Raw genomic sequence first — 22581 nt, 5'->3', positions numbered from 1 at the left:
GCCCGAGCCCGTGCCCGACGAAGCTGTCCCGGAGCCTGCGCCCGCGGAGGAGCAGCAGGCCGAGCCCGAGCCGCCCAAGATCGTGCCGGCGCAGAAGCCGAAGCCGCCGCAGGAGAAACCGGTCGAGAAGCCCAAGCCGCAAGAGGATGCGTTGGCCTCGCTGTTGAAGAATGTCGAACAGATGAAGGAGCAGCCGGATCAGACCCAGACCCCGCCGCAGCCCACTCAGCAGCCGACCCAGCCGCAGACGCAGCAGAACCTGTCGGACGCGCCGCTGACGATGAGCGAGATCGACGCCATCCGCTATCAGCTGTCGCAATGCTGGAACGTGCCGGCCGGCGCGCGCGATGCGCAGAATCTCGCGGTCCAGATCCGGGTCATGTTCAATCCGGACGGATCGGTGGCGCGGGCGGAGATCGTCGATACCTCGCGAATGGCGTCGGATACGTTCTATCGGACAGCGGCGGAAAGCGCCTATCGCGCCGTCTTGCAGTGCAGCCCGCTGCAGCAGATGCCGGTGAAGAAGTATAACAGTTGGAAAATCGTCACATTGAATTTCGATCCAAAGCAGATGGTGGGCCAATGAACGCCGCCGTCCGAATTGGCCGATATGCAGCCGTGATGGCCCTGCTGGTCGCTGGCGCGTCGGGACCGATGGCGCAGGCGTCGGAGCAGGAAGACCATCGCATCGGCATCACGCCGGCGGCGCAGGATCCGGCGTCGGTGCCCATCACGGTGGGCGAGGTCGAAGCCATGCGCCAGCAGCTGATGCAGTGCTGGACACTGCCGAAGGAATTGTGGGGCCGCCCCGATCTCATGGTCACGATCCACGCGACCTACAACGCCGACGGGTCTCTGGCCCATGCGGAGATCGTCGATCGATCGAGGATGGAGTCGGACCCTTATTATCGGACCGCCGCCTTGAGGGCCTACAACGCCGTGGAGCTCTGCAGCCCGCTGCAGCAGATGCCGGCGGCGAAGTACGAGCAATGGAAAAACGTCACACTGAAATTCGATCCGAAGGAGATGGTTGGTCAATGAACGCGCTCTTCAGGCTCGGCCGGTACGCGGCCTTGACGGTTCTCCTGGTCGCGACCGCGGCGGGGACGACGGCGACGAAGGCTTCGGCGCAGGAAGGCCTGCGCATCGACATCACGCAGGGCGTGATGAAGCCGATGCCGATCGCCATCACCGACATGTATGGCAGCAACCCGAACGACCAGACCGTCGGCGCCAATGTCTCGCGCGTGGTCTCGGCCGATCTCGAGCGCTCGGGCCTGTTCAAGCCGATCGATCCCAAGGCCTTCATCCAGACGCCGGAATCGCTGCGGGTGCAGCCGCGCTTCGGCGACTGGCGCGTCATCAACGCGCAGGCGCTGGTGTCGGGCAGCGCCGAGACGCAGGCCGACGGCAGGCTGCGCGTCGAGTTCCGCCTGTGGGACATCTATGGCGAGCAGCAGATGACGGGCCTGGCCTATTTCACCCAGCCCGAGAACTGGCGCCGCGTCGCGCATATCATCGCCGACGCGATCTATAAGCGGCTCACGGGCGAGGACGGCTATTTCGACAGCCGCATCGTCTATGTCGCGGAGTCCGGTCCCTATGACCGGCGCGTAAAGCGCCTCGCGATCATGGACCAGGACGGCGAGAACCACCGCTATCTGACCGACGGCAGCTACATCGTGCTGACGCCGCGCTTCTCGCCCTCGACGCAGGAGATCACCTATCTCTCCTACTACAACAACCGGCCGCGGGTTTATCTCTTCAACATCGACACCGGCCAGCAGGAAGTGCTGGGCGATTTCCCCGGCATGACCTTTGCGCCGAGGTTCGCGCCCGACGGCAATCGCGTCATCATGAGCATGGCGCAGAACGGCAACACCGAGATCTATTCGATGGATCTGCGCACCCGGAAGGTGACGCGTCTCACCAACAATCCGGCCATCGACACCTCGCCGAGCTTCTCGCCCGACGGCAGCCAGATCACCTTCAATTCCGATCGCGGCGGCTCGCAGCAGATCTACACGATGAACGCCGACGGCTCGAACGTGCAGCGCATCAGCCATGGTCAGGGCAAATACGGCACCCCGGTCTGGTCGCCGCGCGGCGATCTCATCGCCTTTACCCGCATTTCGGGCGGAACCTTCTATATCGGCGTGATGCGGCCCGACGGGTCGGGGGAGCGCATGTTGACGCAGGGGTACCTGGTCGAAGGCCCGACCTGGTCGCCCAACGGACGCGTTCTGTCGTTTTTCCGCGAGTCCAACCAGGGCCAGCCGAAGCTCTATACGATTGACCTGACAGGGACGAATGAGCGCCAGCTCATGACTCCGCTCGATGCCTCCGATCCGGCCTGGTCGCCGCTTATTCCCTAATCAATCGTTAGGAATGGCGAGCAATTTGGGATAAATCTCGATATGGCCTTGCTTGATTCCCTCTGCGGCACTCTTTATATATTGCGCCCGCGAAATGGCCGGCCGGTGCTGATTCGGAAGGGAAATTTGCCGTCTGGATGCGCCGCCTCAGCATGAAGCAAAAAGACCACCTCAAACTCCGATAAGCGTTCCCCCGGGACTGGCGAAGAAAGGTTTTGCCCATGAAGTTCAAGATTTTGACGGCGGTTGCCGCAGCGATGCTGCTGGCCGCCTGCTCCTCGACTCCCGAATCGACCTCGGCTACCGACAGCAGCGGTTCGACCGGCACCTCGACGACCGGTACCGCGACCACAAGCACGGTGACCCCCGGCACGCTGCAGGATTTCGTGCAGAATGTCGGCGACCGCGTGTTCTTCAGCTATGACCGCTACGACCTGACGCCCGAGGCCCAGGCCACCCTGCAGAAGCAGGCCGCTTGGCTGAAGGCCTATCCGCAGGCGACGGTCGTGGTGGAAGGCCATTGCGACGAGCGCGGCACCCGCGAGTACAACCTGGCGCTCGGCGAGCGTCGTGCGTCGTCGGTTGCCAACTACCTGGTCGCCCTCGGCATCGATGCCAACCGGATCCAGACCATCAGCTACGGCAAGGAGCGCCCGGCTGTGGACGGTCACGATGAGACCGCCTGGGCCCAGAACCGCCGCGGCGTGACGGTTCCGAACGTCCAGTAACAACAGGCCGGACGGCGCGCCGCCCGCGGGATCCCCTGGGAACCGCCGATGCGCCGCAGGCGTTGTGATTGATTTGGCAGCCGGCCAGGGGGAACCCCTTGGCCGGCTGCGCCTTATTTTGGTCTAGAAAGCTGGGCATCGTTCGATCGATCCTGGCAGGCACGAACCGACGTAAAGCTGAGGAACCATGCCGATGCAGGGGCTCGCGAAGGTGAACAAGGCCAAGACGATGTCCGGCATGGCGCAGGCCCGGGTCTGGGCGCTGGCGGCCGGTTTGCTGCTGCTTCCGGCGCCGTTGGCCTTGGCCCAGGACAGCGCGACCGTCCTGGCGCAGCAGGAAGTCCGGATCCAGCAGCTCGAGCAGCAGATCAGCGACCTGACCGGCAAACTCGAGGACGCGAATTTCCAGATCCAGCAGCTCAATTCCCGCGTCGAGCGGATGCAGAAGGACACCGAGATGCGGCTGTCCACGCTTGAGCATGGCGGCACCGCGATGGCCAGCGCCGGAGCGACCGGTGACGGGACCGGGGCGACCTCCAGCGCGGGCACCATGGCGACGACGGCCCCGGCGACAACCGCCACGGGTGCCGCGACCCCGCCGCCCCAGCCGACCGGCACCGGTATCCTCGGGACCTTGACCCAGAGCCAGATGGAGGCGGCGCAGTCGGCGCCGGCCGCCACGGCGCCCGCGACGACCCAGACCGCGGCCGCGGCGACGACGCCCTATGAGCTGCCCGGTGCCACGCCGCAGGAGCAGTATGAGTACGCGTTCGGCCTGCTGCGCACGGCCAACTATGCCGAGGCCGAGAAGGCCTTCACCGCCTTCGTGCAGAAGAACCCGACCGACGTGCTGGCCGGCAACGCGCAATATTGGTTGGGCGAGACCTATTATGTGCGCGGCGACTATCAGAAGGCGGCCGTCGCCTTCGCCGAGGGATTCCAGAAATATCCCAACAGCGGGAAGGCCGCCGACAATCTGCTGAAGCTCGGCATGTCGCTGGGCGAGATGGGCAAGAAGCAGGATGCCTGCACCGCCCTTTCGCAGCTCGTCGCCAAATATCCGAGCGCGGCCGAGGATCTCCTGGTCCGTGCCAAGCGCGAGAAGGAACATTACGGCTGCGCGTGAGGCCGGCTTGGTCTCGCGGCCGACATCATCCGGACGCCGATCCCGTGTGAGCGCCCAGCGACCTGCGAAGCCGCTGGGCGTTTTGCATTTCGCGCGCGCCATGCGGGCGCTGGGGCCCTTCGAGGCGGCGCCTGAGCTGGCGGTCGCGGTCTCGGGCGGCTCCGACAGCCTGGCGCTGACCCTGCTGGCGGGGCGCTGGGCGGCGTCCAAGGGCGGCCATGTCATCGCCATCACCGTCGATCACGGCCTGCGGCCGGAAGCGGCGGGCGAAGCGCGGCAGGTGAAACGCTGGCTGACGCAGCACGGCATCCGTCATGTCACCTTGCGCTGGCGCGGACCCAAGCCCGAACGCGGCCTGCCGGCGGCGGCGCGAGATGCGCGTTACGAGCTGCTGGCGCGCTATTGCCGGCGCCACGGGCTGCTGCATCTGCTGCTCGCCCACCAGGCCGAGGATCTGGCCGAGACCTTCCTCATCCGGCTGGGCCATGGCAGCGGCCTGATCGGGCTCGCCGCCATGGCGTCTGTCACCGAGTTCGAAGGCGTGAGGTTGCTGCGCCCGCTCCTGGGGGTGACGCGCGCGATGCTGCGCGCGACCCTGCAGGCGCAAGGGCAGGGCTGGATCGAGGACCCGACCAACCAGGACATGAATTTCGAGCGCGCCCGTCTGCGCGCGCAAATGCCGCAGCTGCAGTCGCAGGGCATTCGCACGGGCAGCGTGGCGGCCACGGCGCGGGCGCTGGGCCAGGCCCGGGCCCGGATCGAGGATCGGGTCGCGGCTCTCCTGGTTCATGTGTCGTTGCAGGCGGATGGCCGGGCCCGCTTCCCGCGCCCGCTGCTGCTCGAAGCGCCGCGTCCCCTGGCGCTGCAGGCCCTGGCCGGACTGCTCCAGACGATCGGTGCGCAGACTTATCCCCCGCGCGGCGAGGCGCTGGACCGGTTGCTGGACTGGATGGAATCGGGTACCGCTCGCGCGCGCACGCTGGCGGGCTGCCGGATCGCGCACCATGGCGAAGGATTCATGATCGCGCCCGAAATCGCCCCGCGAGGCCGCTCGGCGGCGCCGGGAGCGGGGTCCGGCATCAAGAAACCGCGACCCGCGCCATGGTGGCCGCGCAGGCCCTTGATCCCCGGGCGGTTTGCGGTTGTTTAATTCCGGGGGGACATTATCTAGAGTGATACCGGCCGGTCGGGGGCCCGCTTCCCGCCGGTCTCAGGTGCGAGTTCAACCCGCGGCTACGGTATAAGCCCTTGAATCTCACGAAAAATTTCGCGCTTTGGATCATCATCGCGCTGTTGCTGATCGCGCTCTTCAACCTGTTCGACGGGACCGCCAGTCACGGACCGCAGAGCGACATCGCCTATTCCGAGTTCCTGACTGAAGTCGGGAATGGACGGATCACCGATGTGACGATCCAGGGCCAGACCATCTCAGGACATTTCCAGGGCGACGGGCGCGCGTTCCAGACCTACGCCCCCCAGGACCCCAACCTGGTCAAGAGCCTGACCGACAAGGGCGTGAAGATCACGGCCGCGCCGATCGACGAGGGCGTCCATCCGCTGCTCCAGATCCTGATCTCCTGGTTCCCGATGCTGCTCCTGGTCGGCGTGTGGATCTTCTTCATGCGCCAGATGCAGGCCGGCGGCGGCAAGGCGATGGGCTTCGGCAAGTCGCGCGCGCGCCTGCTGACCGAGAAGGTCGGCCGCGTCACCTTCGAGGATGTCGCCGGCATCGACGAGGCCAAGCTCGAGCTGCAGGAAGTCGTCGAGTTCCTGAAGGATCCGCAGAAATTCCAGCGCCTCGGCGGCAAGATTCCCAAAGGCGTGCTGCTGGTCGGCCCTCCGGGCACCGGCAAGACGCTGCTCGCCCGCGCCATCGCCGGTGAAGCCAATGTCCCCTTCTTCACGATCTCGGGCTCCGACTTCGTCGAGATGTTCGTGGGCGTGGGTGCCTCCCGCGTGCGCGACATGTTCGAGCAGGGCAAGAAGAACGCGCCCTGCATCATCTTCATCGACGAAATCGACGCGGTCGGCCGGCATCGCGGTGCGGGGCTGGGCGGCGGCAATGACGAGCGCGAGCAGACCCTGAACCAGCTGCTGGTCGAGATGGACGGGTTCGAGGCGAACGAGGGCGTGATCCTGATCGCCGCCACCAACCGTCCCGACGTGCTGGATCCGGCCCTGCTGCGTCCGGGCCGCTTCGACCGTCAGGTCGTGGTGCCGAACCCGGACATCCTGGGGCGCGAGCAGATCCTGAAAGTCCATATGCGCAAGGTGCCGCTGGCGCCCGACGTCGATGCCCGCGTGATCGCGCGCGGCACGCCGGGCTTCTCCGGCGCCGACCTCTCCAACCTGGTGAACGAGGCGGCGCTCCTGGCCGCGCGGCGCTCCAAGCGCGTCGTCACCATGGCCGAGTTCGAGGCCGCCAAGGACAAGGTCATGATGGGCGCGGAACGCCGCTCCATGGTCATGACCGAGAAGGACAAGGAAGAGACCGCCTATCACGAGGCGGGCCACGCCCTGGTCGGGCTCTATGTGGCCGGCAACGATCCGCTGCATAAGGTCACGATCATTCCGCGCGGCCGTGCCCTGGGCGTCACCATGAACCTGCCCGAGACCGACCGCTACAGCCTGAAGCTCCGCGAGATCACGGCGAAGCTCGCCATGATGTTCGGCGGCCGCATGGCCGAGGAGCTGATCTACGGGCCCGAGAACGTCTCGACCGGCGCCAGCAACGACATCCAGCAGGCCACCAACCTGGCCCGCCGCATGGTGACGGAATGGGGCATGAGCGAGAAGCTCGGCCGCCTGCGCTATGTCGACAACCAGGAAGAAGTGTTCCTGGGCCATTCGGTCACGCGCAGCCAGACCATCTCCGGTGCCACGGCGAAGCTGATCGACGAGGAGATCCGCCGCATCATCGAGGACGCGGAGCTCAAGGCCCGCACCGTCCTGACCGAGCATCTCGCCGACCTGCACACGATCGCCAAGGCGCTGCTCGAATACGAGACCCTGAGCGGCGACGAGGTGAAGGCGCTGCTGCGGGGCGAGCCGATCCGCGTCGGCGGCGAGGACAGCGCCGGCCCGACGCCGCCGCGTTCCTCGGTCCCGTCGAGCGGCGCTCCGGCGCGCGGCGACAGCGGCCGGCCGCGGCCCGGCCTCGAGCCCGAACCGCAGCCCGGCGCCTAAAGCCTCCTCATGGCGGGCGCGGCCCGCAAGGGCAAGGCGGGGCAGAGCGGCCCGGCCAAACCCAAAACCAAATCAGCTTCCAGAGCCGGCGAACGCGAAAGCGATCGCCGGCTCTATCTTTTTCCGGAAGGCATTCTCTCCGGTGCGGCCGCGCGCGATGCGGTCAAGGCGGGACAGGCCCTGAAGCTCGCCGGCGGGCCATTGGCCTTCACCCATATCGCGCTAATCGAGCGCGATGCGAAGAGGCGCGCATCACAGCCGTTCGGCCTGCCGGCGTTCGAGCGCTGGATGGCGGGTCAGCCACTCGCGCGGCGCCGTGCGCTCGCCAAGAGGCTCGATCAACTCACCGCGGCCCGGCCGCGCTTCGCCGGGCTCGCGATGGACCGGCCGCGGATCATGGGTGTCATCAATGTCACGCCGGACAGCTTCTCCGATGGCGGGCGCTTCCTCGATGCGGGCAAGGCCATCGCCCATGGCGAGGCGCTGGTCGAGGCCGGCGCCGAGATCCTGGATATCGGCGGCGAATCGACCAGGCCCGGCGCGGAGCCGGTCTCGGCCGATGAAGAGATCCGGCGCGTGGTGCCGGTGATCGAGGCCCTGCGGAAGACCGGCATCGCGCTCTCGATCGATACGCGCCATGCGCGCGTCATGGCGGTGGCGGTCGGGGCGGGGGCCAAGATCATCAACGATGTGACGGCGCTCACGGGCGATCCCGACAGTCTGCGCGTCGCGGCCGCGAGCGGTGCCGGCGTCGTGCTCATGCATATGCGGGGCGAGCCGCGCACCATGCAGAAGAATCCGCGCTATCGCGAGGCGGCGCTCGATCTCTACGATTACTTCGCCGAGCGGCTCGACACGGCCGAGGCGGCGGGGCTCTCGCGCCGGCGCATCGCGATCGATCCCGGCATCGGCTTCGGCAAGGCGATCGCGCATAACCAGGACATCCTCAACCGCCTGGCACTGCTCCATGGGCTGGGCTGCCCGATCCTGCTCGGGGTCTCGCGCAAGAGCTTCATCGCCAAGCTCAGCCGAGGCGAGGATGCTGGCCATCGCCTGCCGGGCTCGCTGGCGGCGGCCCTCTGGGGCCTCAAGGCCGGGGTGCAGATGATCCGCGTCCATGACGTGGCCGAGACCGCCCAGGCCGTGGCCGTCTGGCAAGCGCTGGCGGCGGGTGTCCGGCCCGGAAATCCCACGGGGCCTTGATGGGGCCACACTGCTAGACTGTTCTGGTTAGGGGCGAAACGGAATCGACAGGCCTTCATGACGCGCAAACTCTTCGGCACCGATGGCATCCGCGGCAAGGCCAACACCGAGCCGGTCACCGCCATGACCGCGCTCAAGCTCGCCATGGCGGCCGGCGCCGAGTTCACCCGCGGCAGCCATCGACATCGGGTGGTGATCGGCAAGGACACGCGGCTCTCGGGCTATATGCTGCAGCCGGCGCTGACCTCGGGCTTCGTCGCCATGGGCATGGATGTGATCCAGCTGGGGCCGATGCCGACGCCCGCCATTGCCATGCTGACGCGCTCGCTGCGCGCCGATCTGGGCGTGATGATCTCGGCCTCGCACAATCCTTACGAGGATAACGGGATCAAGCTGTTCGGGCCGGATGGCTACAAGCTTTCGGACGAAGTCGAAGCGCGCATCGAGGCGCGCATGGCCGCCCACGAAGCGCTGCCGATGGCGGGGTCCGCCGAGCTCGGCCGGGCCCTTCAGCTCGAGGATGCGCCGGGCCGCTATACCGAGGCGGTCAAGCGCAGCTTCCCCAAATCGCTCAAGCTCGACGGCCTCAAGATCGTCGTGGATTGCGCCCATGGCGCCGCCTACCGCGTGGCGCCGACCGTGCTGTGGGAGCTGGGTGCCGAGGTGGTGGCGATCGGCGTGGCCCCCGACGGCTTCAACATCAATCGCGACTGCGGCGCCACGGCGCCCGCCGTCTTGCAGAGCCGCGTGATTGCCGAGAAGGCCCATCTCGGCCTGGCGCTCGACGGCGATGCCGACCGGCTGATCCTGGTCGACGAGAAGGGCCAGATCGTCGATGGCGACCAGATCATGGCGCTGATCGCGCGTTCCTGGACGGAGCGCGACCGGCTGCGCGGCGGGGCCGTGGTGGCGACGGTCATGTCCAATCTGGGGCTCGAGCGCTTCCTCGCCGGGCTCAAGCTGAAACTGCTCCGCACGCCGGTTGGCGACCGCTATGTGGTCGAACGGATGCGCGCCGAGGGCTGCAATGTCGGCGGCGAGCAATCGGGCCACATCATCCTCAGCGACTATGGCACCACGGGCGACGGGCTGATCGCGGCGTTGCAGCTCCTGGCCGTCATCGTGCGCGCCGGCAAGCCGGTGTCGGAGACGGCACGGCTGTTCCAGCCGCTGCCGCAGCTTCTGAAGAATCTCAAATTCAATGGCGGCCAGCCGCTCGAGCGCGACGAGGTGAAGGCGGCAATCAAAGGCGGCGAGACGGCGCTGGGCGATCGCGGCCGCGTGCTGATCCGCAAATCCGGCACCGAGCCGGTGATCCGCATCATGGCCGAGGGCGAGGACGAAGCGCTCGTCGGCCGCGTGGTCGAGGACATCGCGCAGGCGATCCAGCGCGTCGCGAAGTAGCGGGACCGCTTCATCCCTCGTCGGCTAGATGTCGGTGCAGATCCATCCGCTCGTGGAGAACACGACTGATTTCGAGGCGATTATTCGCGTGCCGATAGAAGATGACATGGCGCCCAGCCAATAGGCTGCGATAGCCAGTTTTGATGTCGTCACGAGCGAGACCCATTTCAGGCGTGTTGGTGAGTTGAATAAAGCGGTCAGCGAGCGCGCTCATGTAACGCTGCTTCTGCTCGGCTCCCCACTGGGCTTCGGTGTAACGGGCGATATCCTCCAGGTCATTCTGCGCGGCCCGCGCGAGGACGAGCGCCGGCATCGTCAGAGACGGGCGAATAACGCCTGAACTTCGTCGTCGTTTGAAAGAATCACTGATCGTCCAGCCGAAAGATCGGCCTCGCCCCGGGCGAGCTCGCCGCGAAGCTTCTCGAGTTTGAGGCGACGAATCTCTTCCTGCTCTTGCATCAGGCGCAGAGCCTCGCGAACCACCTCGCTCGCATTGTTATAGAGACCCGATTCCACCTTCTCGCGGACCAATTCTTCGAGTTTGGGGGTCAAGGAAACATGCATCGAAAGGCTCCGATTGCTCAGCGACATCTAACAATATCATACTTTGTCAAAGTTTGATATCATGAAAATCACTTATACAACAGAGAGATAAGGCTCCGGCGTTGCCACCAGCAGGCCCGCCAGCTCGCCCAAGGCCCGCGCCAGGCAGGCGCGGTCGCTGGCGGCGCCCAGGCAGATGCGCACGGCCTGTTCCTTGGTGCGCGTCACCGCGAAGGCGCCGATCGGCGTGACGGGTGCGCCTTTGGCGGCGGCGGCGATGGCGAAATCGTCGGCGCGCCAGGGATCGGAGAGGCGCAGCCAGCCATGGAGCCCGACGGGATTGGCGCGCCAGCCCATGGCGCCCAGCGCATGACGGGCGAGATTCTGGCGGGCGCGCGCTTCCTGGCGCCGTGCTTCGGCCATGCGATGCGCTGTGCCCTCGGCGATCAGGCGGCGGGCGATCTCGGCCAGGATCGGCGAGGCCATCCAGACGGTCGCCTGCATCGCCGGCAGGAAGCGATCGGTCTGTGCCGCCGGCACCACCAGATAACCGATGCGCAAGCCCGGTGCGATGCATTTGGAAAGGCTGGTCAGGAAGTAGCCCTGCGTCGGCGCGAAGGTCGAGAGCGGCGGCGGCGCGTTGTCGATCAGATAGCCATAGACATCGTCCTCGATGATGGCGACGCCATGACGCTCGGCGATGTCGGCGATCCGGCGACGCCGCTCGACCGGCATCATGGTGCCGGTCGGATTCTGCATCGTCGGCATGCAATAGAGCGCGCGGGGCGAGCCCTGCCGGCAGGCAGCCTCGAAGGCCTCGGGGATGAGGCCTTCCGAATCCATCGCCACACCCTGGATGCGTAAGCGCTGCATGCGCGCCAGCGTGCGCACGCCCGGATAGGTGAGCGCTTCGGTCAGCAGCGTGTCGCCCGGCTCGAGCAGCGTGTTGAAGGCGACCGCGGTGCCATGCTGGCCGCCGCAGGTGACGAGGACGCGTTCGGGTTCGGCGGCGACGCCGCCCAGCGCCACCCACTCGGCGCCGGCCGCCCGATGCTCCGGCCTGCCCTCGTGAGTCTGATAGGCGAGAAGCGCTTCGATGTTCTCCGCCGCGATCGCGGCCATGACGCGATTGATGCTGTCGTCCTGTGGAAGGCGCGGCGCGAAATTATGGCGCATGTCGGCGATCAAGGGCGTGTTCGCCCGATGCTCCGCCTTGCGGCTCATGGCGAAGAGCGCGTTGCTGCGGTCGGGCTGCCCCCGCACATAGGTGCCGCGGCCCACTTCGCCGCCCACCAGCCCGCGCCGCGCCGCCTCGGCATAGGCGCGCGTGATGGTGCCGACCGTGACGCCCAACGAATCCGCCAACGCGCGGTGCGTCGGCAGCTGATCGCCGGCCCCGAGCCGGCCGGCCTCGATATCGCGGGCGAGCGCGTCGGCGATGGCGATGTAACGGGGACCCGTGCGTCCCGCGAGGTCGGGCGACCATATTGTCATCGTGACAATCCACACATTGACGAAGAATTCGAGAGGATTGTATTCATTGGCTGCCGGCACGCAACCCTGATTGTCGTCATGGATGTTCAGGGATCGTCCGCGAAAATTGCAGGGCTCGCGCGAGCGCGCTCCGCAGCTCAAGAAAAAGCGCCCGTGATAAAGAGGCGCCGGGGACGAAGGCGTCCGCAATGCGGAGCCTGCCGCGACTGGATCTCCTCCAGGAGACTGACATGGAATTGGCGATCTATCAGATCGACGCCTTCGCCGAGCGGCGCTTCGCCGGCAACCCCGCGGCCGTGATCCCGCTGCAGACATGGCTGCCCGATGCGACGCTGCAGGCGATCGCGGCCGAGAACAATCTCGCCGAGACCGCCTTTTTCGTGCGCGAGAACGGCAAGAGCGGGCCCGACTTTCACCTCCGCTGGTTCACGCCGACGGTCGAGGTCAATCTCTGCGGCCATGCGACCTTGGCCTCGGGCTACGTGATCTCGACCTATCTCGAACCGGGCCGCACGCAGATGAGCTTCCGCTCGCGCGGCGGCGTGCTGGGCGTGACCCGGCGCGGCGATATGCTGGCGCTGGATTTCCCGATCTACCGCCCCGAGAAGACGGCGATGCCGGCGGGCGTCGAGAAGGCGCTGGGCCGCAAGCCCGCCCAGATGCTGACCGTGCATCAATGGCTCGCGGTCTATGAGAGCGAGGCCGAGGTGGCGGCTCTCGAGCCCGACATGGCGGCGATCGTGGCGCTGGGCAAGGACGGCATCATCGCCACGGCGCCGGGCGAGAAGAGCGACTATGTCTGCCGCTATTTCGCGCCCCATGCCGGCATCCCCGAGGATCCCGCGACGGGCTCCGCGCAATGCGTGACGGTGCCCTACTGGGCCGAGCGGCTGGGCAAGGCGAAACTCACCGGCCGGCAGATCTCCGCGCGCGTCGGCACGTTCCAGTGCGAGCTGAAGGGCGAGCGCGTCGATATCGCGGGGCGCTGCGTCGCCTATCTCGAGGGCAAGATTCATGTCGATTGAGGAGACCCAGCGCGCGCCCGAGCCTCTTCCGGGCGCGCGCTGGACCCAGGATTTCGCGCTGGGCACTTGGCATATCGCGCCGTTGATGGTGGGGGCGGCGCCGTTCGGCCTGCTGATGGGTGCGCTCGCGGCGCATAAGGGATTCGGACCGCTGGAGATGGTGCTGATGAGCGGCACGGTCTTCGCCGGCGCCTCGCAATTCGTGGCGATGGATCTGTGGCGCGATCCGATCCCGATGCTGACGATCATCCTCGCCACGGCGATGGTCAATCTGCGCCATGTGATCATGGGCGCGGCCATGCAGCCCGTGATGGGCCGCTTCGGCCGCTACCAGTCGCTGGCGGCGCTCTTCGTCATGGCCGACGAGATCTGGATCCTGGCGATGCGCCGCGCAGCCCAGGGCAAGCTGACTCCGGCCTATTATTGCGGGCTCGGCGCCGTGTTCTATGTGAACTGGTTGTTCTGGACCGGGATCGGCACCGTCGTCGGCGGCGTCATCGAGGATCCGGCGCGTTACGGATTCGATTTCGCCTTCACCGCCGTCTTTCTGATCCTGATCACCGGCATGTGGCGCGGCCGCGCCAGCGTAGCGCCGCTGATTGCAAGCGCCGTCGTGGCCCTGGCCGCTCATGCCTGGCTGCCGGGCGTCTGGTACATCCTCCTGGGCGGCATTGCCGGTGCCCTCGCCGGCGCCTTCTCGGGCTCGCGGAAATCATGATCATCGATCCGAACGCGCTGCTGACCATCCTCGGCATGGGTGCCGTCACCTATGCCACGCGCGTGGGCGGCTATGCGTTGCTGCATCTTTTTCCAGTTCAGGGACGCCTCAAGGCCGGCCTCGAGGCCGTGCCGGTGGCGATCCTGACTGCGATCATCGCACCCGCGGTGCTGGCGGCAGGGCTGGCCGACGCGCTGGCGGCACTCATCACCGTCCTCCTCGCGCTGCGCTTTCCGATGCTCGTCTCCTTCATCGGGGGCGTCGGTTCGGTGATCCTGTTGCGCTGGTGGCTCGGCTAGGGCGCGGCGGCTATGATGGCGGCCCCCGCCACCGACGGCTCCGGCGACCGACCTTCGTCCCCCATAAAATCCCATGGCTCGCCGCTCCCGCAATCTGCCGCCCTTGACCTCGCTGGTCGCTTTCGAGGCGGCGGCGCGTCAGCGCAGCCTGACGCGCGCGGCCAAGGAGCTCAACGTCACGCCGGGCGCCATCAGCAAGCAGATCAAGGCGCTCGAGACCGAAGCCGGCGTGGCTCTGTTGCTGCGCGGCCATCGCTCGGTCGAGATGACGCCCCAGGGCGAGATCCTCCACGCAGCGCTGACGCGCGGCTTCGGCGAGATCGTCGCGGCTTTCCAACGCATCAAGAGCAGCAGCGGCGGTCATCGCAGCGTGACGCTCGGCTCGACCACCGCCTTCGCCCAGATGTGGCTGATGCCGCGGCTCGGACATTTCTGGCGGATGCATCAGGACATCACCGTCAACCATGTCATCTCCGATTCCAGCCAGGATCTCGGCATGGCGCGCATCGATCTGCGCGTGCGCTATGGCGCGGGCGACTGGCATAACGAGACCGCCATCCGCCTCTTCGGCGACCAGATCTATCCGGTCTGCTCGCCGGAATTCGCCGGCCGCCATCCCGCCAAGGGTCTCGCGGACGTCACCTCGCTGCCTTTGCTGGAGCTCGAAACCGGCGATCCGTCCTGGACCGGCTGGGCCGACTGGCTGAAGGGGGCCGGCGGCAAGGCGCGCTCGCTCACTCTGCGCACCTTCTCGAGCTATGTGGTGGCCCTGCAGGCGGCGCAGGACGGGCAGGGGGTGGCGCTGGGCTGGCACAGCCTCGTGGCGCCCCTGGTCGAGAGCGGAAAGCTGGTGGTGCTGGGCTCGGCCCGGATGGCGGCGGCCCAGGCCTTCTACGTGACCTGGGACGAGCATAAGAGCCTCTCGCCCGAGGCCAGGGTCTTGCGGGACTGGCTGATCTCCTTCGCCCGGCCGGATCCGGAACCGGCCCGGCTGGGTTGAGAAGAACTCAATCCAGCGTCGAAAATTTCTGGCCTTGCCTCCAAGACGCCCTTGGTTTCGGCTGGGGTAACATCGCCTCGTGTGGCGGTCATCGAATCGGGAGCATCGGCAATGTCGGCCCAGACGGGATCAATCCAGGGGATGGAGAGCAGCGCCCTCGAACGGGTGATCGGCCCGGTCGAGACCGCGCGCGGGCTTCCCAGTGCCGCCTATATCGACCCGGCCGTCTTCGCCGTGGAGCGCAACCAAGTCTTTGCCCGCAACTGGGCCTGCATCGGCTTCGCCAAGGACATTCCCCAAACGGGCGATCTCAAGCCGATCGAGCTGTTCGGCCGGCCGATGCTCATGGTGCGCGGCGCCAAGGGCGAGGTGCGGGTGTTCGAGAATGTCTGCCGCCACCGCGGCATGACGCTGGTCGGCGAAGCGCGCAACTGCAACGGACTCATCCGCTGCCCCTATCATTCCTGGAGCTACGATCTCGCCGGCGCCTTGAAGGCGACACCTCATGTCGGCGGCATGGGCCAGAACAGCCATCCCGACGTGAAGCGCGACGAGCTCGGCCTCTTCGCGCTGCGCTCGCATGTCTGGATGGACATGGTCTTCGTCAATCTCTCAGGCGCCGCGGCGCCCTTCGAGGATTACATCAGCAAGCTCGACCGGCGCTGGCAGGAGTTCAGCAGCAAGCCGCTCTATCATGGCGGGCCGGATTCATCGTCGAGCTTCGATCTGCGCACCAACTGGAAGCTCGCGGTCGAGAATTACTGCGAGAGCTATCACCTGCCCTGGGTGCATCCGGACCTCAACAGCTATTCGCGGCTCGACGACCATTACAACATCGTCGAGCCCGGCGCCTTCTCCGGCCAGGGATCGCTGGTCTATAACCCGCAACTCGGCGCCCATGGCGAGAGCTTCGCGCCCTTCGGCGAGCTGTCGAAGCAATGGGAGACCGGCGCCGAATATGCCTCGCTGTTCCCCAATGTCCTGCTCGGCGTGCACAAGGATCATTTCTTCGCGCTGATGCTCGAGCCGGTGGCGCCGGACCGCACCATCGAGCATCTCGAGATCTATTACGCGGCGCCGGCGATGGCTGCTGCCGACATGGCGGAGCTGCGCGCCCGGAACCTCGCCATGTGGCGCAAGGTGTTCCTCGAGGATGTCTCCGTCGTCGAGGGCATGCAGCGCGGCCGCCACGCTGCGGGTTTCGACGGCGGCAAGTTCTCGCCGGTCATGGATGTCCCAACCCATTGTTTCCATGAATGGGTCGCGCGCCAGCTGCTGGCGCCGCCTCCTCCAGGCAGCGGCCGAAGGGCCGCGTGCTAGCCCGGAGCTCCGCGCGCGAAGAGTAGAGGGCGACGGGCCGCCGCTGTATTCTTCCTGGATAGACCCCGAGCGGCGCGGGGTCGGCCGACACACGATCGATGGCCGGCCGAGATCTGCCGCGTTCAGAAGCGTTCCGCCATTGCGCCATTGGCGATGATCGCGCTGCACCACCATAAAACTGGCAATGGGAGGAGATCATGATCGAGAAAACATCGCATCCCTATATTTCAACATTGAAGGCGAAGTTCGCCAGCGGCGAGATCGATCGCCGCGAATTCCTGCGAACGGCGACGCTGCTCGGAGTATCGGCGGCCGCGGCCTACGGATTCATCGGCCGCATCACTGGCAAGGCCGTCGTCGCGCCGGCACGGGCCGCAGCGGCCAAGGGCGGAACGCTGCGCATCGGCAGCCGGATCAAGGCGGTCGACAACCCGGCGACCTATTCCTGGGGCCAGTACGACAGCAATATCTGCCGTCAGGTCTGCGAATATCTGACGCTCACCGGACGGGATAACGTTACGCGCCCTTATCTGCTCGAAAAATGGGAGCCCAGCGAGGACTTGAAAACCTGGACCTTGCGTCTGCGCAAGGACGTGACATGGCATGACGGCCGGCCTTTTACCGCCGAAGACGTCGCTTGGAACCTCAACCATGTCCTGGACGAGAAGACCGGCTCTTCGATGATCGGCCTTATGAAAGGCTATATGCTGGAAGACTACGACACCGGCGAGAAGGACGATGCCGGCAATCCGAAGATGGGCACCCGGTTGTGGTCGGACAAGGCGATCGAAATCGTCGACGACCATACGGTGCGGCTCAATGCCAAGGAGCCGCAATTGGCCGTGCCAGAGCATCTGTTCCACTATCCAATGGCGATCACCGATCCGAAGGAGAACGGCAAGTTCGCCGTGGGATCCAACGGGACCGGCCCCTTCGAGCTCGTGGAGTTCGAGGTGGGCCGCAAGGCCGCCTTCAAGGCACGCACCGACTATTGGGGCGAGGCCCCTAACCTCGAGACGATCGAGATCATCGATGTTGGCGACGATCCATCGGCTGCCATCGCTTCTCTCATTTCCGGGCAGATCGATGGGCTTGGGACTGCAGGGGCGGCACAACTCGATGCACTGAAGGCCGTGTCGCGGCTCACGATGTATCGCGTGTCGACAGCGCAGACTGCAGTCGCCCGCACGAAAGTCACGGAGAAGCCTTTCGACGATCCCCGCGTGCGCAAGGCGATGCGCCTTGCGGTCGACGTCAAGCAGGTGCTGGAGATCGCATTGCTGGGTCTCGGGCTGCCGGCCGAACATCACCATGTCGCGCCTATCCATCCGGAATACGCGAAGCTGCCGCCATCCAATCGCGACGTGGCGGCAGCCAAGGCGCTGCTGGCCGAAGCGGGGCACCCGAATGGCATCGAAACCGAGATCTGGGTCGCCAACGACTACCCCTGGCATGCGGTCGCGATCCAGGCGATGGCCAATCAGTTGAAGGAAGCCAACATCAAGGTCAACATCAAGGTCGTGCCGGGTGCGACATACTGGGATGTGTGGACGAAAGTACCCGTCGGCTTCACGGTCTGGTATCACCGCCCGCTCGGAATCATGGCGCTGGGGTTGGCCTATCGGACCGGCGTGCCGTGGAACGAATCGGGTTACGCCAATCCCGAGTTCGATCGCCTGCTGACCAAGGCCGAGGGCCTCATCGACATCGAGAAGCGTCGCGAAATCACGGCCGAGCTCGAGAAGATCATGCAGGAGGACGGGCCCATCGTCCAACCGGTGTGGGAGGATCTCTACACCTTCATGGACAAGAAGGTGCAGGGCTTCAACATGCATCCCACCGGCTACATCTTCGGCAATGAGCTTTCGGTCCAGAGCTAAGTCCGGCTGTCGAAGGGCCGACCCGGCGATTCTGAATCGTCGGGTCGGCCAGGGTTGCGAACCCCGATCGCGATCGCCGGCCAACGGATATGGCTGGCGACGCGAGCGGGGCTAAGAGCGTCGATCCGGCCTATGATGGGCCCATCCCGGCGGCGGTTGGCATTGGCGCCAGGAAATCTGGAAGACAATCCCGCCAGCCAACGGGCATCATGCCGAAAAGTCTCAGGTATGACGCCTGTTGGCGGCAGCGCGCCCTCCCGGCGGGCGGACCCACCGTGACGGGCAAAGGCCCGGCCGCTGGCCGCGACCCACTGGTGACTTGCCCCCGGGGGCCAATCGGGCTATTCACGCCCGGCCCTTTTTCCAGCCGAAAAGCCCGTTCCTCCCCGTGCAATCCTCCGCCGCAAACGCGCTGCTGCCGACCGGTCTCAGCGACCTGCTGCCGCCCGATGCCGCCTTCGAGGCGGCGGTCGTGGACCGGCTGACGGCGCTGTTCGCGTCGCAAGGCTATGAGCGCATCAAGCCGCCGCTGATCGAGTTCGAGACCAGCCTGCTGGCGGGGGCCGGCGCCGCCATGGCCGAGCATACCTTCCGGCTGATGGACCCGATCTCGCATCGGATGATGGGCCTGCGCGCCGACATGACGCCGCAGGTGGCGCGGATCGCGGCGACCCGGCTCAAGAATTCGCCGCGGCCCTTGCGCCTGTCCTATGCCGGCCAGGTGCTGCGGGTGAAAGGCACCGAGCTGAAGCCGGCGCGCCAGCTGGGCCAGGTCGGCATCGAGCTGATCGGCGCCGAAGGACCCGCGGCCGATGCCGAGGTGATCCTGCTGGCCGCCGAGACTCTGTCGACGCTGGGGCTCGAAGGCCTCACCATCGATCTCAACCTGCCGACCCTGGTGCCGGCCGCGGCCCAGGCGCTGGGCTTCCGCAAGACCGCGATCAAGTCGCTGGTCCAGGCGCTCGACCGCAAGGACGCGGCGGCGGTCGCCGGCCATGCGGGGCGTCACGCGGTGCTGTTCCAGGGCCTGATCGGCGCGGCGGGCCCGGCCCGGCGCGCGCTGGCGGCGCTGCAGCGCCTGGATCTGCCGCCGGAAGCGGCCGAGGAACGCCGCCGTCTGGCCGAGGTGGTCGCGCATGTGTTCCGTGCGCTGCCGAAGCTCCATCTCACCATCGATCCGGCCGAGCATCGCGGCTTCGAATATTACAATGGCGTCGGCTTCAGCCTGTTCGCGCGCGGCGCGCGCAACGAGCTCGGCCGCGGCGGGCGCTATGTCAGCGGCGAGGGCGAGCCCTCGACCGGCTTCAGCCTCTATCTCGACAGCCTGATCCAGGCGCTGCCGGCCCCGGCCGCGACCCGGCGGATCCTGCTGCCGCTCGGCACCGCGCGCGGGGCGGCCGCCAGGCTGCGCCGCGAGGGCTGGATCACGATCGGTGCATTGCACGCCACAGCGGATATGATGGACGAGGCGCACCGACTCCATTGCAGCCATGTCTGGCAGGGGGCCCGGGCCATCCCGGTTGCCCGGTCCGTCGCCAAGACCGGTTCGCGCCGGCGCAAGACCAAAGCATAGCCTTTCGTAAAAACTCCGCCGAACCAACGGGACCAAGAGGGTTGAAGCATGGCCAATGTCGCCGTCATCGGCGCCCAGTGGGGTGACGAGGGGAAAGGCAAGATCGTCGACTGGCTCTCCGAGCGGGCCGACGTCGTGGTCCGTTTCCAGGGCGGCCATAATGCCGGCCATACGCTGGTCGTGGGTGGCCAGACCTACAAGCTCTCGCTGCTGCCCTCGGGCGTGGTGCGCGGCAAGCAGTCGATCATCGGCAATGGCGTGGTGGTCGATCCCTGGGCGCTCTTGAAGGAAATCGAGACCATCAAGGGACAGGGCGTCACGGTCGGCCCCGACATCCTGAAGCTCGCCGAAAACGCGCCGCTGATCCTGCCGCTCCATGGCCAGCTCGACCGCCTGCGCGAAGAGCTGCGCGGCTCGGCCAAGATCGGCACCACCGGCCGCGGCATCGGCCCGGCTTATGAGGACAAGGTGGCGCGGCGCGCCATCCGTGTCTGCGATCTGCTCGATCCCTCGACCCTGGGCGAGCGGGTGGACGATCTGCTGCTGCATCACAACGCGCTGCTGCGCGGCATGGGCGCGCCCGAGATCGATCGCGATGTGCTGCTGGGGCAGCTCAATGAGATCGCGCCCAAGGTGGCGCCCTATGTCACCAGCGTGTGGCAGTGCCTCGATGCGGCGCGCCGACGCGGCGACCGCATCCTGTTCGAGGGCGCGCAAGGCTCCATGCTCGATATCGATCATGGCACCTATCCTTACGTGACCTCGTCGAACACGGTGGCGGCCCAGGCCTCGGTCGGTTCCGGCGTCGGCGTGGGCGCCGTCTCCTATGTGCTCGGGATCACCAAGGCCTATACGACGCGCGTCGGCTCGGGTCCGTTCCCGACAGAGCTCACCGACGAGACTGGCGAGCTTCTGGGCTCGCGCGGCAAGGAGTTCGGCGTGGTGACGGGGCGCAAGCGGCGCTGCGGCTGGTTCGATGCGGTGATGGTGCGCCAGGCCGTCAAGGTCGGCGGCATCGACGGCATCGCGCTGACCAAGCTCGACGTTCTGGACGGGCTGCCGGAGCTGAAAGTGTGCGTCGGCTACAATCTCGACGGCCAGCGCCTCGACCATCTGCCCGCGGGCACGGCGGCGCAGGCGCGCGTGCAGCCGATCTACAAGACCATGGAAGGCTGGTCGGAATCGACCCGCGGCGCCCGCTCCTGGGCCCAGCTCCCGGCGACCGCGATCAAATATATTCGCCGCATCGAGGAGCTGATCGAAGCGCCGGTGGCGCTCCTCTCCACCAGCCCCGAACGCGACGACACCATCCTGGTGCGCAATCCGTTCGCGGATTGACGCGGCCTTCCTGTTCCCGTTCGCCAATATTTCCTTCCTCTCCCCCTCCTGTCTTCAGGAGGGGGAGAGGGTAGGGTGAGGGGGAGTGGTTACGCAGCGACGCTGAGTCAGGATGATGCGCGTGTTCATTTGTAAGAGCGGGTCTGCTTCGAGGCCCCCCTCACCCTACCCTCTCCCCCCACTTCGTGGGTGGAGAGGAAAGAAAGAGAATAAGGTGCGCGAGTTCCCCTCACATCCCCCAGCGCAGCGCCGCGGTATGCACCGGGTGGTCCCACAGCTTCATTAGTTCGTCATCGAGCGCCGTCAGGGTGAGGGAGCAGCCCTGCATCTCCAGTGACGTCACGTAATTGCCGACCAGCGAGCGGGCGATCTTGATGTTCTTGCCCTCGCAGTAGCGCCGGGCCGTGTCATACATGAGATAGAGCTCCATCGCGGGCGTGCCGCCGAAGCCGTTGACGAAGAGGAGGTGCGGCGCGCCCGATTTCGGCTTGAGGTCGCCGTCGATGGCGCTCATCAGCGTGTTGGCGATGGCGTCGGCCTTCTCGAGCTTGACCCGCTTGCGACCGGGCTCGCCATGGATGCCGACGCCCATCTCGACCTCGTCCTCGCCGAGCTGGAAGGTGGGCTTGCCGGCGGCGGGCACGGTGCAGCTCGTGAGCGCCACGCCCATCGAGCGCGTCGCCTTGTTGACCCGCTCGCCGAGCGCCTTGCAGGCGGCGAGATCGGCGCCCTTGTCGCCGGCGGCCCCGACCATCTTTTCCACCACGACGGTACCGGCCACGCCGCGCCGGCCCGTGGTGTAGGTCGAATCCTCGACCGCGACATCGTCGTTGGTGATGATGGTGGCCTGGTCGCCACTGATCATGTCGGCCGCCATCTCGAAATTCATCACGTCGCCGGAATAGTTCTTCACGATGAAGAGAACACCGGCGCCGCCATCGACGGCCTCGGCCGCCGCCACCATCTGATCGGGGGTGCAGGAGGTGAAGACCTGGCCGGGGCAGGCGGCGTCGAGCATGCCCTTGCCCACGAAGCCCGCGTGGAGCGGCTCATGGCCCGAGCCGCCGCCGGAAATGAGCGCGACCTTGCCCTTGATCGGGGCGCCCGCGCGCGCGACGAAGGTCGGGTCCATCCGGACCCGGACGATATCGTGATGCGCCGCCCCGAAGCCGCGCAGGCTCTCGGTCAGCACCTGATCGACGCTGTTGATGAACTTTTTCATGGGCGGTTCTCCCCGGGGTCTGACGCTGCCTGCCTGATTGAAACGTCATCGGCCGGCTTGCCTGTCGAATACTAAACTAAACTAAACCCGAGGCCAATCGGGGCGCCACCGGCCCCCGAGCCAAACGGGTCGCGGCAGGATATCATC

20 protein-coding genes and 1 pseudogene are annotated in these 22581 nt (G+C 66.5%); 17 read left to right on the top strand and 4 right to left on the bottom strand.

Annotated features, from left to right (window positions below):
* From ACREE8_RS19590 to glmM, 9 genes and pseudogenes are all read left to right on the top strand, one after another.
* Positions 1 to 586, top strand: a pseudogene (locus tag ACREE8_RS19590) (energy transducer TonB); the annotation flags it as partial.
* Positions 583 to 1041 (top strand): hypothetical protein, encoded by a 459-nt coding sequence (locus ACREE8_RS19585; protein ID WP_431574693.1) that lies wholly within the window; start codon positions 583 to 585, stop codon positions 1039 to 1041. The pseudogene ACREE8_RS19590 and the gene ACREE8_RS19585, both read left to right, overlap by 4 nt.
* Positions 1038 to 2375: a Tol-Pal system beta propeller repeat protein TolB gene (tolB, locus tag ACREE8_RS19580; protein WP_431574692.1), complete on the top strand. Its 1338-nt coding sequence runs from the start codon at positions 1038 to 1040 to the stop codon at positions 2373 to 2375. The genes ACREE8_RS19585 and tolB overlap by 4 nt, the downstream gene beginning before the upstream one ends.
* A 221-nt stretch (positions 2376 to 2596) precedes the next feature.
* Positions 2597 to 3103, top strand: a complete 507-nt coding sequence (pal, locus tag ACREE8_RS19575) for a peptidoglycan-associated lipoprotein Pal (RefSeq protein WP_431574691.1) — start codon at positions 2597 to 2599, stop codon at positions 3101 to 3103.
* Between the two features lie 193 nt (positions 3104 to 3296).
* A complete protein-coding gene (gene ybgF, locus ACREE8_RS19570) occupies positions 3297 to 4229 on the top strand; it encodes a tol-pal system protein YbgF (RefSeq protein ID WP_431574690.1) in 933 nt (310 codons plus the stop codon).
* A gap of 46 nt (positions 4230 to 4275) precedes the next feature.
* Positions 4276 to 5379 (top strand): tRNA lysidine(34) synthetase TilS, encoded by a 1104-nt coding sequence (tilS, locus tag ACREE8_RS19565; protein WP_431574689.1) that lies wholly within the window; start codon positions 4276 to 4278, stop codon positions 5377 to 5379.
* Between the two features lie 98 nt (positions 5380 to 5477).
* Positions 5478 to 7415: an ATP-dependent zinc metalloprotease FtsH gene (gene ftsH, locus ACREE8_RS19560; protein ID WP_431574688.1), complete on the top strand. Its 1938-nt coding sequence runs from the start codon at positions 5478 to 5480 to the stop codon at positions 7413 to 7415.
* Positions 7416 to 7424: 9 nt separating this feature from the next.
* Positions 7425 to 8618 carry a dihydropteroate synthase gene (gene folP / locus ACREE8_RS19555; RefSeq protein ID WP_431574687.1) on the top strand — a complete coding sequence of 398 codons (1194 nt, stop codon included), beginning with the start codon at positions 7425 to 7427 and terminating at the stop codon, positions 8616 to 8618.
* A 57-nt stretch (positions 8619 to 8675) separates the two neighbouring features.
* Entirely contained in the window at positions 8676 to 10022 is a 1347-nt protein-coding gene (gene glmM / locus ACREE8_RS19550; protein WP_431574686.1) for a phosphoglucosamine mutase, read from the top strand.
* 10 nt (positions 10023 to 10032) lie between these two features.
* Here glmM and ACREE8_RS19545 read toward each other — a convergent pair whose 3' ends face one another.
* The 3 genes from ACREE8_RS19545 to ACREE8_RS19535 are packed head-to-tail and all read right to left on the bottom strand — an operon-like array spanning position 10033 to position 12200.
* Positions 10033 to 10335, bottom strand: a complete 303-nt coding sequence (locus tag ACREE8_RS19545; protein ID WP_431574685.1) for a type II toxin-antitoxin system RelE/ParE family toxin — start codon at positions 10333 to 10335, stop codon at positions 10033 to 10035.
* 2 nt (positions 10336 to 10337) lie between these two features.
* Positions 10338 to 10613 (bottom strand): type II toxin-antitoxin system ParD family antitoxin, encoded by a 276-nt coding sequence (locus ACREE8_RS19540; RefSeq protein WP_431574684.1) that lies wholly within the window; start codon positions 10611 to 10613, stop codon positions 10338 to 10340.
* A 45-nt stretch (positions 10614 to 10658) separates the two neighbouring features.
* Positions 10659 to 12200: a PLP-dependent aminotransferase family protein gene (locus tag ACREE8_RS19535; RefSeq protein WP_431574683.1), complete on the bottom strand. Its 1542-nt coding sequence runs from the start codon at positions 12198 to 12200 to the stop codon at positions 10659 to 10661.
* Between the two features lie 89 nt (positions 12201 to 12289).
* Here ACREE8_RS19535 and ACREE8_RS19530 point away from each other — a divergent pair, with 89 nt between their 5' ends.
* The 8 genes from ACREE8_RS19530 (at position 12290) to ACREE8_RS19495 (ending at position 21212) form a co-directional block, all read left to right on the top strand.
* Positions 12290 to 13084, top strand: a complete 795-nt coding sequence (locus ACREE8_RS19530; RefSeq protein ID WP_431574682.1) for a PhzF family phenazine biosynthesis protein — start codon at positions 12290 to 12292, stop codon at positions 13082 to 13084.
* Positions 13074 to 13802 carry an AzlC family ABC transporter permease gene (locus tag ACREE8_RS19525; RefSeq protein ID WP_431574681.1) on the top strand — a complete coding sequence of 243 codons (729 nt, stop codon included), beginning with the start codon at positions 13074 to 13076 and terminating at the stop codon, positions 13800 to 13802. Before ACREE8_RS19530 ends, ACREE8_RS19525 begins: the two co-directional genes overlap by 11 nt.
* Positions 13799 to 14101, top strand: a complete 303-nt coding sequence (locus tag ACREE8_RS19520; RefSeq protein ID WP_431574680.1) for an AzlD family protein — start codon at positions 13799 to 13801, stop codon at positions 14099 to 14101. The genes ACREE8_RS19525 and ACREE8_RS19520 overlap by 4 nt, the downstream gene beginning before the upstream one ends.
* Before the next feature lie 73 nt (positions 14102 to 14174).
* On the top strand, positions 14175 to 15101 hold the full coding sequence (locus ACREE8_RS19515; RefSeq protein WP_431574679.1) for a LysR substrate-binding domain-containing protein: 927 nt from the start codon (positions 14175 to 14177) through the stop codon (positions 15099 to 15101).
* A gap of 141 nt (positions 15102 to 15242) precedes the next feature.
* A complete protein-coding gene (locus ACREE8_RS19510; protein WP_431574678.1) occupies positions 15243 to 16421 on the top strand; it encodes an aromatic ring-hydroxylating oxygenase subunit alpha in 1179 nt (392 codons plus the stop codon).
* A gap of 197 nt (positions 16422 to 16618) precedes the next feature.
* Complete coding sequence (locus ACREE8_RS19505; protein ID WP_431574677.1) at positions 16619 to 18301, top strand: ABC transporter substrate-binding protein; 1683 nt, start codon at positions 16619 to 16621, stop codon at positions 18299 to 18301.
* Between the two features lie 388 nt (positions 18302 to 18689).
* The gene (locus ACREE8_RS19500; protein WP_431574676.1) at positions 18690 to 19874 is read left to right on the top strand and encodes an ATP phosphoribosyltransferase regulatory subunit; all 1185 of its coding nucleotides are present in this window, start codon (positions 18690 to 18692) and stop codon (positions 19872 to 19874) included.
* 48 nt (positions 19875 to 19922) lie between these two features.
* On the top strand, positions 19923 to 21212 hold the full coding sequence (locus tag ACREE8_RS19495) for an adenylosuccinate synthase (protein ID WP_431574675.1): 1290 nt from the start codon (positions 19923 to 19925) through the stop codon (positions 21210 to 21212).
* Between the two features lie 229 nt (positions 21213 to 21441).
* On the opposite strand, the gene dhaK is transcribed toward ACREE8_RS19495, so the two are convergent.
* Positions 21442 to 22434 (bottom strand): dihydroxyacetone kinase subunit DhaK, encoded by a 993-nt coding sequence (gene dhaK / locus ACREE8_RS19490; RefSeq protein ID WP_431574674.1) that lies wholly within the window; start codon positions 22432 to 22434, stop codon positions 21442 to 21444.
* Positions 22435 to 22581: the final 147 nt, after the last annotated feature.

Origin of the sequence: Hypericibacter sp. (genome assembly GCF_050729195.1) — a bacterium.
In the GTDB taxonomy this organism is placed as follows: domain Bacteria; phylum Pseudomonadota; class Alphaproteobacteria; order Dongiales; family Dongiaceae; genus Hypericibacter.
The sequence above is the reverse complement of the archived record's forward strand: the minus strand, read 5'-3'. Positions and strand labels throughout refer to the sequence as shown.